Below are 10,423 nucleotides of genomic sequence, written 5' to 3'. Positions count from 1 at the left end.
TTCCCTTTCAGGGCTCGGAGCAATCCGAGCCCTGAAAGGGAAAAGGCCATTGGGGGCAGTACTGGCCTTCGTGATGGTAAAACGCAGTCCCCCGGGTCTGGTTCCAAGAAAATTCGAAAAAAGTTTCAGCGCGGCGCGGAGGCCCTCCGCAGCCGATCATTGATCGCCTCGCCGAGACCGCGTTCGGGGATCGGCGCGACCGCGATCACTGGCGCGCCGATGCCGTCGAGCTGGCGCAGCGCCGAGAACAGGCGGGCCGCTGCCTCGGCCAAGTCCCCGGCCGGACTGAGATTGAGGCGCGCCCGGGCCGCATCCGCCCCCGGCAGCGGATCGGGCCCGAACAGCAACGCGACCTCCTCCGGCGCGACGGACGCCGCGTCGAGACGAACCTGCGCCCGCGGCGCGTAGTGGGAGGCGAGCAGCCCTGGGCCAACCGGATGGATCGCATCCGGGCCTTCCGGACCTGCAAGGGCCACGCCGAGCCGCGCCTCCAGAGCCTCCCGCGTGATCCCGCCCGGCCGCAACAGCCGTGGCGTGCCGCCGAGGCAGGCGACCACCGTGGATTCGACACCGACCGGCGTCTCGCCGCCGTCGAGCACGGCCATGATCCGACCGTCGAGATCGGCGAGCACGTGCGCGGCGCTGGTCGGACTGACGCGGCCCGAGCGATTGGCGGAAGGCGCCGCGACCGGCCGGCCGACGCGGGCCAGCAATGCCCGGGTCCGCTCGGGCGCCGGCACCCGCAGGGCGACGCTCGGTAGACCCGCTCGGGCGAGGTCGCAGATCCGGCAGCCGGGCGCGGCCGGGACCACCAGCGTGAGGGCGCCGGGCCAGAACGCGGCGGCGAGGCTCCGCGCCGCGTCGTCGAACACGCCCTCGGCCAAGGCCGCCTCTGCGTCGGGCAGATGCGCGATCAGCGGGTTGAAGCGCGGGCGCTCCTTGGCGGTGAAAATCCGTGCCACCGCCGACGGGTCGGTGGCGTCGGCGCCGAGGCCGTAGACCGTCTCGGTGGGGAAGGCCACGACCTGGCCCGCGCGGAGCAGCGCGGCCGCCGCCTCCATCCCGTGCGCATCGTCTCTGAGGCATCGCGTCGCCACGGACGGGATCGCATCACCGGGGATTGACCCGAGATCGTTCATATCTAAACTATCTTTGCCGTACCCCTTCGGCGGGGATCGCCCGGGCCTAGCGCCCGGCCGGGGCTTGCGTCAAACACTGGGCGACACGCGCCGGATCAACCAAGGCGCGGGAGGAAGCATCATGACCTATCGCGCACCGGTGGCCGACATGCTGTTCGCCCTGCGCCACGTGGCCGGACTCGACGCCGCCCTGGCCGCCGGCCGGCACGGCGACCTCGCGCTGGAGGACGCCGAGGCGATCCTGGCCGAGGCCGGTAAGGTCGCCGAATCGGTCATCGCTCCCCTCAACCGGGTGGGCGACCGCCACGGCACGCCGCTCAAGGACGGGGCCATCACCACCCCGCCGGGCTGGCGCGAGGCCTACCGGACCTGGATCGACGGCGGCTGGAACGGCCTCAGCGCCGACCCCGAGCATGGCGGCCAGGGCCTGCCCCTGGTCCTCAACGCGGCCTGCACGGAGATGTGGAACGCCGCCAGCATCGCCTTCGGCCTCTGCCCGCTCCTCACGGCCGGCGGAATCGAGGCCCTGGCTCAGCACGGCTCGGACGACCTGAAGACGCGCTACCTCGACAAGCTCGTCTCGGGCGAATGGACCGCGACCATGAACCTGACCGAGCCGCAGGCCGGCTCGGATCTCGCGCTCCTGCGCAGCCGGGCCGAGCCCGTCGGCGACGGCTCCTACCGGATCGTCGGCGCGAAGATCTACATCACTTACGGCGAGCACGACCTGACCGACAACATCGTCCACCTCGTGCTGGCCCGGCTCAAGGATGCGCCGGCCGGCACCCGGGGCATCTCGCTGTTCCTCGTGCCGAAGGTGCTGCCGGACGGCAGCCGCAACGACCTGCGCTGCTCAGGCATCGAACACAAGCTCGGCATCCATGGCTCGCCGACCTGCTCGATGGCCTTCGGCGACGACGGGGGCGCCATCGGCTGGCTCATCGGCGAGGCGAATCGCGGGCTCGCCTGCATGTTCACGATGATGAACTCGGCCCGGCTCAATGTCGGCCTGCAGGGCGTCGGCATCGCCGAGCGCGCCTACCAGCAGGCCCTGGGCTATGCTCGCGACCGGCGCCAGGGCAAGGCGCCGGGGTCCGCCGAGGCGAGCCCCATCGTCGCCCATGCCGACGTGCAGCGCATGCTACTGACCATGAAGGCCTTCACCCAGGCCGCCCGTGGCATCTGCTACCTCACGGCGGACGCCCTCGACGCGGCGGAGGGCCCGGAGGGGCAGACGGCCCACGACCGCGCCTCGCTGCTGACTCCCGTCGCCAAGGCCTTCTCCACCGACATCGCCAACGAGGTGACCTCGCTGGGCGTCCAGGTCCATGGCGGCATGGGCTTCGTGGAGGAGACCGGCGCCGCCCAGCACATGCGCGACGCCCGCATCCTCGGCATCTACGAGGGCACCAACGGCATCCAGGCCATCGACCTCGTCGCACGCAAGCTGCCGCTGAATGGTGGCGCCACGGTGCGGGCGCAGATCGCCAGCCTGCGGCGCACCGCCGAGGGTTTCCTGAAGGACCCAGACCCGGCCTTCGGCCGCATCGGCGCCCGACTGCGCGCCGGCATCGAGAGCCTGGACCGGGCGACGAGCTTCCAGTTGAAGGCTCTCGCGTCGAACCGGCCCGAGGCTGCGCTGGCCGGCGCGACGCCGTATCTGCGCCTGTTCGGGCTCGTTCAGGGCGGGGCCTGCCTCGGACGTCAGGCGCTCGCCGCTAACGCGGCCCTGAAGGCGGGGGAGACGGACCCGGCCCATGCCGGCCGGATCGCACTCGCGCGCTTCTTTGCCGACAACCTGCTCACCGCCGCCGAGGGGCTCGAGGCGAGCATCCTCGCCGGCGGACACTTTACAGACGACGCCGAACTCGCCCTGGCGAGCTGACAGAGCTGAAACCGCACAGGATCGGGGGCAGGGCGACATGAGCGAGCACATCGCGATCGAGGACACGGCCGACGGCGTCCGCCTCATCCGCATCGACCGGCCCGAGAAGAAGAACGCCCTGACGGGTGCCATGTACGACGCCATGCGGGGTGCCCTAGCGGAGGCCGATGCGGCTGACGCCGTCGGCGCCGTGGTGTTCGCCGGGGCGCCGGGCGCGTTCAGCGCCGGCAACGACCTCGCGGACTTCGTGGCGGGCGCGAGCAAGCCGTTCCGCGAGGCGCCGGCCCTGCAGTTCATCCGCCAGCTCGCCCGCACCCGCACGCCGATGATCGCCGCCGTCGACGGGATCGCGGTGGGCATCGGCACGACCCTGACCCTGCATTGCGACCTCGTCTATGCGAGCCCCGCCGCCCGCTTCCGCATGCCCTTCGTCGAACTCGGCCTCGTGCCCGAGGCGGCATCGAGCTACCTGCTGCCGCGCCGGGTCGGACTCCTGAAGGCAACCGAGATGCTGCTCCTGAGCCAGGGCTTCGACGCCGACGAGGCGCTCGGCCTCGGCCTCGTCAACGGGGTGATGCCGGCCGGGCTGCTGCTGGAACACGCCCAGGCGCAAGGGGCGCGCCTCGCCGGGCTCCCGCGCGGCGCGGTGCAGGCGACGCGGGCGTTGATTCGCGGTGACCAGGCCGCAATGGAAGCCGCCCTCGAGGCCGAGGCCGTCGCCTTCGAGGAACGCTTGCGGGCGCCGGAAGCCCAGGCCGCCTTCGCGCGCTTCCTCGGCCGGGCCAAACCGGCGTGAGCGCCGGACCCGTCCTTTTCAAGACTCCGGATCTGCGTGGAAAGATCTGCCTCGTGGCCGGGGCCTCGCGCGGGGTCGGGCGGGGCATCGCCCGGGGGCTGGGTGAGGCCGGCGCTACCGTGATCGTCACGGCGCGCTCCAGCGAGACGGGGCCGCGTACGGAAGGCCGGTCCGAATTCATCGAGGATACGGCCCGTGCGGTCGATGCCGCCGGCGGCGAGGGGCATCACTACCTCTGCGACCATACCAGCGAGCGGGCGGTCGACACGCTGGTCCACTGGACCTTACGCCGGTTCGGCCGCATCGATGTGGCCGTCTCCAGCGTCTGGGGTGGCAATGAGGGCTATGACGGCGAGCGCTACGCCGACGGCGCCGCCTGGGGCACGCCGTTCTGGCGCCGCTCGGCCGAGCCGTTCTCGGAGTTCTTCGGCAGCGGCCCGTACCCGGCGCTGCTTCTCGCCCGCGCGGTCGCCCCCGCGATGGTCTCGGCCAGAGCTGGCCTCCTCGCCTTCGTCTCCTTCGACACCGCGCCGGGCTACCTCGGCGACATCTTCTACGACCTGGCCAAGGCCACCACGAACCGGCTCGCCTATGCCTGTGCCCGGGAACTGACGCCGCACGGCGTCACCGCGCTCGGACTCTCGCCCGGCTTCGTGCGCACCGAGCGCGCGGTCGACATCGGCCATGCCGACCGGGCGACCGAGAGCCCGCTCTATGCGGGCCGGGCGCTCGCCGCCTTGGCGGCCGACCCGGATGTGGCGGGCCGGGCCGGGCAGATCCTCCATGCGGGCGATCTCGCCGCCGATTACGGCTTCACCGATGCGGACGGCACGCAGCCGGCCCGGTTCCAGATCGACGCCCAAGAATCGTGAACAAAAACCTGAGAGAGGAGACCTGAGACATGAGCGGATCGCTTAAGGGCAAAACGTTATTCATCACTGGGGCTTCCCGTGGGATCGGCCTCGCCATTGCCCTGCGGGCGGCCCAGGACGGCGCGAACATCGCCATCGCGGCCAAGACCGACACGCCGCACCCGAAGCTGGAGGGCACCATCCACACCGCCGCCGCCGCCATCGAGGCGGCGGGCGGCCGGGCGCTTCCGCTCCTGGTGGATGTCCGCGACGAGGACAGCGTGGCTTCGGCCATAGCCAGGACGGCGGAGACTTTCGGCGGCATCGACATCGTGGTGAACAATGCCAGCGCGATCTCGCTGACCCGGACGCCCGAGACCGAGATGAAGCGCTTCGACCTGATGCACGGCATCAACACGCGCGGCACCTACATGGTCAGCAAATACGCGATCCCGCATCTGGCCAAGGCGCAGAACCCGCATATCGTCATGCTGTCGCCGCCCCTCGACATGTCCGAGAAGTGGTTCGCGCCGCATCTGGCTTATTCCATCGCCAAGTACGGTATGTCGCTCTGCGTCCTCGGACTCGCCGGCGAGCTGAAACGGCAGGGCATCGCGGTCAACGCGCTCTGGCCGCGCACCACCATCGCCACGGCCGCCGTGAAGAACCTCCTCGGCGGGGAGGCCCTGATGCAGGCGAGCCGCACGCCCGAGATCCTGGCGGACGCCGCCCACGCGCTGTTCTGCCTGGACTCGCGGGAGGTCACCGGCCGCTTTCTCATCGACGACAGCTTCCTGGCCGAGCAGGGTGTCACGGACTTTTCAAAATACCGCGTCACACCCGGCATCCCTCTTGCGCCGGACTTCTTCGTGCCGGATGCGAGCACACCGCCTTCCGGGGCCTTCGCCTGAGACATCCCGCGTGATCTTCATCCACCAGCCGGTCGCCGGCGCCGGGCAGACCCTGCTCGAGCGCCGTTCCCTCGAACTGCAGGAGGCGATCCCGGACGACACCGTCTGGCTCGACATGGTGCGGCCAACCCGGGAAGAGGACCTCAAGGTCGAGGTCTTCATGGGCATCTCGGTCCCGACCCGCGAGGAGATGAAGGACATCGAGCCCTCCGAACTCCTCTATGTCGAGGACGGGGCGCGCTACATGACCGGCCGCGTCCTGAGCAAGGTCAGCGAGTCCGAGGAGCCAGGGCTGGCCGGCATCACGTTCATCCTGCGCGGCAACCGTCTCGTGACCGTGCGCTACGAGGAGCCGCAGGCCTTCCGGATGTACACGCAGCGGGCCGGCCGCTCCACGGGCAACGGTCCCTCGGCGGTGCCCTCGGGCGAGACGATCCTGGCCGGCCTCATCGAGACGGTGATCGACCGGGCGGCCGACGTGCTCCAGCTTCAGGGTGAGCGCATCGACCGGCTCTCGGGCAAGATCTTCGAGGAAAAGGAGGACCCGAGCGCCCGCAACACCGCCCTGCAGGATACGCTGCGCGCCCTTGGGCGCCACGGCGACCTCATCTCGAAGCAGCGCGAGAGCCTCGTCTCGATGGAGCGCATCCTGCTCTCGCTCTCGGCGACCTACCGCACCGCCAAGGCGCCCCGCGAGTTGCGCGAGGACGTACGTTCGACCCTGCGCGATCTCCAGTCACTCGAGGAGCACGCCACATTCCTGTCCTCGAAGATCCAATTCCTGCTCGACGCGACGCTCGGCCTCGTGAACCTGGAGCAGAACAACATCATCAAACTGTTCTCGGTCATGGCGGTGGTCTTCATGCCGCCGACCCTGATCGCGTCGATCTACGGCATGAACTTCAAGGCGATGCCGGAACTCGACTGGGGGTTCGGCTACCCGATGGCAATCGTAATGATGGTTTTCGCGGCCGTGCTTCCGTACGTGTTCTTCCGCTGGAAGCGCTGGCTGTGAGCAGATCGCTCGCGGCCCATCGGGCCGCCCGCGAAATCCACGGCTGAGACGCTCGCGGAACTGCCGATCGGCGCCAATTCTCCCTCTCTACGAGGCACGGCGGACGCCTTGTGAGAGCCGCTCGAAAGGCGGCATACGGTGAGCGCGTATCGCAGGATGTCGCTCGACCCGTCGAGCCGGATTTCAGGATCTCTCGTCGATGTGCGGACGCTTCTTCATCGCCCAGGCCCCCGAGATCTTTCGGAGCTTCTACGGCTACGCGGAAATGCCGAACTTCCCACCGCGCTACAACGTGGCCCCGACCCAGCCCGTCCCGGTGGTGCTCGCCGAGCGCGGGCAGCGGCAGTTCCGGCTGGTGCGCTGGGGCCTCTGGCCGAGCTGGGTCAAGGACCCGAAGGACTTCCCCCTCGTCATCAACGCGCGGGCCGAGACCCTTCGGGAGAAGCCGACCTTCCGCGGCGCCCTGCGCCATCGCCGCTGCGTCTTCCTGGCCGACGGCTTCTACGAGTGGCGCCGGGAGGGGAAGGGCAGGGGGGCCACGAAGACCCCCTTCATGATCCGCCGCGCCGACGGCAAGCCCATGGCGCTCGCCGGTCTCTGGGAGAACTGGCTCGGGGCCGACGGCTCGGAGGTGGACACCGCCGCCATCGTCACGACGGACGCCAACGGAACCATGGCCGCCGTGCACGACCGGATGCCCGCGATCCTGGCGCCCGATCAGATCGAACCTTGGCTCGACACGCGCGGAGTCGAACCGGACGCGGCCGTGGGGCTCTGCCGGCCCTGTCCGGACGAATGGCTGACCCTCGACCCCGTCAGCCCACGGGTGAACGACGCGCGCACCGATGCGCCCGACCTGATCGAACCCCTCGCCGCGCCGCGTCCCGGCCCTCCGATGACGGCGGTCCCCGCCGCGACGGCACCGCGCTCCAGCGACGAGGACGCGCAGGGCGCACTTTTCTGACGACGAAGGCCCGGCGCAAAAATGGCCGTGGTCGCGCTCTCTCGCAGCGCAACGAAAACGCGCTCCGGTCGTTCAGGACTGGCAACACCAACCCGAAAACGGGAGACCCGCCATGTCCATTCGCCATCCCCTCCGTATTGCCGCAGCCGCCAGCCTTCTCGCCCTGACGGCCGGCGCCGCCTTGGCCCAGAACCCCGACCTGACCAAGAACCCCGAGAACACCGGCCGGGCCGCGACCGCCACCGAGGCGACCCAGAAGAACGATAACCTCAAGGAGTGGCAGGTCGCCAAGTCGGCCAAGACCAGCCTCGCGACAGCGATCGCCACGGCGGAGGCCAAGGGCGAGGAAAAGGGCGGCCGCGCCATCGACGCCGACTTTGAGAAGGCCGACAGCAAGAACCCCGCCCACTACGCGATCAAGGTCGTCTACCCGAGCGGCAAGCTTGTCGAGTACGGCATCAACGCCGACACGGGCGAGCTCTACAAGACCGAGAACCAGCCGATCGAGCGCTACTTCACCCGCCTGAAGCCCGCGGACTTCCAGAACGCCAAGGTCTCGCTCAAGGACGCGATCGCCCTGGCCGAGCAGAAGGCCCCCGGCGGCAAGGCCTACGAGGCCGAGGTCGAGCGCGAGGGCAAGGCCGTGGAGTACGAGATCAAGGTCGCCCTCACGGACCGTGAGCAGGAGATCAAGGTCGGACCGGACGGCACGGTGAAGAACGACTGACCGACCCGTCGCGGTCGCCGGGCGCTCCGAGAACGGGGGCGCCCGGTCCCTGAGGCGATGCAGGCCCGCGCACGCGACGCAGTTGCATCGGACGCGTAAAGACCGCATCGCTCACGGCAAGCCCTCCGGGGCAGCCGCAGGGGCGAGGACAGCATGACGTCGGACGAGATCGAAACCATGAACCTGGCCCGGGCCAGCCTGGCCCGCCAGCGCGGGGCGCTCGCCCGCCGGATCGGGGCCAGCGAGGCCGCCGCCCCCTCGGCCGCCGAGGACCTGACCCGCATCCTGCTCGCCATCGAGGCAGTCGACCGGGCCCTGGTCGATGCGGGCCGCCCCTACGTTCCGGCCGAGCGCTGAGGCCGGCATGAGCACCGATAGGGACGAGGTACGAGATTCGAACGGCACCAAGCTCGCGGACGGCGATTCGGTGACGCTGATCAAGGATCTGAAGGTGAAGGGCACCTCCACGACCCTGAAGCGCGGCACCCTGGTCAAGAACATCCGCCTGACCGACGATCCGGCGGAAATCGAATGCAACGCCGAGAAGGTGAAGGGCTTGGTCCTGAAGACCGCCTTCCTGAAGAAAGCTTGAGCCGGGGCGCGGGGCCTACTCGTCGCCGATGTTGATGGGCCTCGGCGGAGAGCGAGTGAGGCTGCGGATCGCGCGGAGCGGTCGGCCCGACTTCTCGGAAATCGCCCGGTCCTGCTCTTCGATGAGCTCGCGGGCCGGGGCATCCCCGTCGAGGCCGCCGAGGATCTCCATCGGAACGCGCCGGTTCGAGGCGCGGGACTCGTCTTCGTAGAGGACGTCGAAGAGGACGGAGCCGCGTTCCTGCGGTTTCGACTTAGTACGCTTGGCCATGGGGAAACGACGCTCGAACTGGGACGGCGGACGGGGAAAAAGCCAACGGCCACGGATGCCGGCGTGGCGGGTGCGCGTACATCCGGCGTCACCCTGGCCCTGCATCGTGGCCGTCTCCGATCGAGCGACGTGAGTCGCGACCGGCATGATGCTTAGATGGTGCCGGACGACGCCTTTGACAAGCCGCGTGCGGCCGCTGTCCCGCGCGCGACGCCTCTGGCACGATGCATGCGCGGCGGCATGGCCCGCCTCCGGAGATCGCATGACCGACACGCGAACGCTGACGCGCTTTTCCGTCGAACCCTTGAGCCGCATGACGCGCCACCTCGCGGCGGTGGCCTCGGGCCGGGCGGAGCCCGACCGCGTCCTTACCGGGGCACGCCTGCTCTCGACGTACTCGGAGCGCATCCTGCCCGATCGCGAGGTCTGGATCGCGGGCGGCCGGATCGCCGCGGTCAAGCCGGCGGGCACCTACCGGGGCGGCGCGCCGCGCCAGGACCTCGCCGGCGGCCTCCTCGCGCCGGGGCTCGTGGACCCGCACCTGCACATCGAGAGCAGCATGGTCACGGCCTGCGCGTACGCCGAGGCCGCGCTCCTCAACGGCACCACCACCATCGTCTGCGACAGCCACGAGATCGGCAACGTGCTCGACAGCGACGGCATCGCCTGGATGCTGGAGGATGCCCGCGCGGCGCCCCTCAACATCTACCTCACGGTGCCCAGCACCGTGCCGGCGACCTCGCCCGAACTGGAGACCGCGGGCGGCGATCTCGACGCCGTCAAGATCGCGGCCCTGTTCGATGCCTGGCCGGAGGCGATCGGCCTCGGCGAGAAGATGGACTTCGTCGCGGTCTGCGAGGGCGATCCCCGCGCCCACGCCATCATCCGGGCCGCCCTGGAGCGCGGCCGCCCGGTCTCGGGCCACATCTACGGGCGCGACTTCGTGGCCCCCTACGCGGCCAGCGGCGTCACCGATACGCACGAGGCCATCGACCGCGACATCGCCGACGACCTCCTGGAAGCGGGCGTCTGGATCTACCTGCGTGGCGGTCCGCCGACCACGCCCTGGCACAGCCTGCCCAAGGCCATCGGCACGATGGTGGAGTACGGTGCAGCCGCCAAGCGGATCTGCGTCTGCACGGACGACCGCGACGCGCAGGACCTCCTCGCCTTCGGCCTCGACTGGGTGGTGCGCGAGGCGGTGCGGATGGGCGTTCCGAAGGTGCAGGCCTGGTCGATGGGCTCGCTGCACCCCGCCACCCGCTACGGCCTC

At 70.0% G+C, this 10,423-nt stretch carries 12 protein-coding genes; 10 read left to right on the top strand and 2 right to left on the bottom strand.

Annotated elements, in window-relative coordinates; all coding sequences use genetic code 11:
• Window positions 1-125: 125 nt before the first annotated feature.
• On the bottom strand, window positions 126-1,139 hold the full coding sequence (locus tag MFF30_RS23945) for an L-threonylcarbamoyladenylate synthase (RefSeq protein WP_238282655.1): 1,014 nt from the start codon (window positions 1,137-1,139) through the stop codon (window positions 126-128).
• Between the two features lie 121 nt (window positions 1,140-1,260).
• Between MFF30_RS23945 and MFF30_RS23940 the strand changes: the two genes are divergently transcribed.
• The 9 genes from MFF30_RS23940 to MFF30_RS23900 all read left to right on the top strand — a co-directional run bounded on the left by MFF30_RS23940 (window position 1,261) and on the right by MFF30_RS23900 (window position 8,880).
• Complete coding sequence (locus MFF30_RS23940; protein ID WP_238282654.1) at window positions 1,261-3,024, top strand: acyl-CoA dehydrogenase family protein; 1,764 nt, start codon at window positions 1,261-1,263, stop codon at window positions 3,022-3,024.
• A 37-nt stretch (window positions 3,025-3,061) separates the two neighbouring features.
• Complete coding sequence (locus tag MFF30_RS23935; RefSeq protein ID WP_238282653.1) at window positions 3,062-3,820, top strand: enoyl-CoA hydratase-related protein; 759 nt, start codon at window positions 3,062-3,064, stop codon at window positions 3,818-3,820.
• A gap of 53 nt (window positions 3,821-3,873) precedes the next feature.
• Complete coding sequence (locus tag MFF30_RS23930) at window positions 3,874-4,692, top strand: SDR family NAD(P)-dependent oxidoreductase (RefSeq protein ID WP_238282656.1); 819 nt, start codon at window positions 3,874-3,876, stop codon at window positions 4,690-4,692.
• A 29-nt stretch (window positions 4,693-4,721) separates the two neighbouring features.
• Window positions 4,722-5,582: an SDR family oxidoreductase gene (locus MFF30_RS23925; protein WP_238282652.1), complete on the top strand. Its 861-nt coding sequence runs from the start codon at window positions 4,722-4,724 to the stop codon at window positions 5,580-5,582.
• 10 nt (window positions 5,583-5,592) lie between these two features.
• A complete protein-coding gene (locus MFF30_RS23920) occupies window positions 5,593-6,597 on the top strand; it encodes a magnesium transporter CorA family protein (protein WP_238282650.1) in 1,005 nt (334 codons plus the stop codon).
• 199 nt (window positions 6,598-6,796) lie between these two features.
• Complete coding sequence (locus MFF30_RS23915) at window positions 6,797-7,561, top strand: SOS response-associated peptidase (RefSeq protein ID WP_238282648.1); 765 nt, start codon at window positions 6,797-6,799, stop codon at window positions 7,559-7,561.
• Between the two features lie 112 nt (window positions 7,562-7,673).
• On the top strand, window positions 7,674-8,288 hold the full coding sequence (locus MFF30_RS23910) for a PepSY domain-containing protein (RefSeq protein ID WP_238282646.1): 615 nt from the start codon (window positions 7,674-7,676) through the stop codon (window positions 8,286-8,288).
• 153 nt (window positions 8,289-8,441) lie between these two features.
• Window positions 8,442-8,645, top strand: a complete 204-nt coding sequence (locus MFF30_RS23905) for a hypothetical protein (protein WP_238282644.1) — start codon at window positions 8,442-8,444, stop codon at window positions 8,643-8,645.
• 7 nt (window positions 8,646-8,652) lie between these two features.
• Window positions 8,653-8,880: an alkylphosphonate utilization protein gene (locus MFF30_RS23900; RefSeq protein ID WP_238282641.1), complete on the top strand. Its 228-nt coding sequence runs from the start codon at window positions 8,653-8,655 to the stop codon at window positions 8,878-8,880.
• 15 nt (window positions 8,881-8,895) lie between these two features.
• Here MFF30_RS23900 and MFF30_RS23895 read toward each other — a convergent pair whose 3' ends face one another.
• Entirely contained in the window at window positions 8,896-9,150 is a 255-nt protein-coding gene (locus tag MFF30_RS23895; RefSeq protein WP_238282639.1) for a hypothetical protein, read from the bottom strand.
• Window positions 9,151-9,412: 262 nt separating this feature from the next.
• On the opposite strand from MFF30_RS23895, the gene MFF30_RS23890 reads away from it, so the two are divergent.
• Window positions 9,413-10,423, top strand: a 1,011-nt coding sequence (locus MFF30_RS23890) for an amidohydrolase family protein (RefSeq protein ID WP_238282638.1), incomplete at its 3' end; no start/stop codon positions are given.

The organism is Methylobacterium goesingense, from assembly GCF_022179225.1.
Classification (GTDB): domain Bacteria; phylum Pseudomonadota; class Alphaproteobacteria; order Rhizobiales; family Beijerinckiaceae; genus Methylobacterium; species Methylobacterium goesingense.
This window is presented reverse-complemented; position numbering and strand designations above follow the sequence as displayed.

Bases quoted from the DNA above. Each gene is read 5' to 3' on its own strand.
- MFF30_RS23910 (WP_238282646.1), top strand. From the start codon at position 7,674: ATGTCCATTCGCCATCCCCTCCGTATTGCCGCAGCCGCCAGCCTTCTC.
- MFF30_RS23905 (WP_238282644.1), top strand. From the start codon at position 8,442: ATGACGTCGGACGAGATCGAAACCATGAACCTGGCCCGGGCCAGCCTG.
- MFF30_RS23935 (WP_238282653.1), top strand. From the start codon at position 3,062: ATGAGCGAGCACATCGCGATCGAGGACACGGCCGACGGCGTCCGCCTC.
- MFF30_RS23945 (WP_238282655.1), bottom strand. From the start codon at position 1,139: ATGAACGATCTCGGGTCAATCCCCGGTGATGCGATCCCGTCCGTGGCG.
- MFF30_RS23925 (WP_238282652.1), top strand. From the start codon at position 4,722: ATGAGCGGATCGCTTAAGGGCAAAACGTTATTCATCACTGGGGCTTCC.
- MFF30_RS23895 (WP_238282639.1), bottom strand. From the start codon at position 9,150: ATGGCCAAGCGTACTAAGTCGAAACCGCAGGAACGCGGCTCCGTCCTC.
- MFF30_RS23915 (WP_238282648.1), top strand. From the start codon at position 6,797: ATGTGCGGACGCTTCTTCATCGCCCAGGCCCCCGAGATCTTTCGGAGC.
- MFF30_RS23900 (WP_238282641.1), top strand. From the start codon at position 8,653: ATGAGCACCGATAGGGACGAGGTACGAGATTCGAACGGCACCAAGCTC.
- MFF30_RS23940 (WP_238282654.1), top strand. From the start codon at position 1,261: ATGACCTATCGCGCACCGGTGGCCGACATGCTGTTCGCCCTGCGCCAC.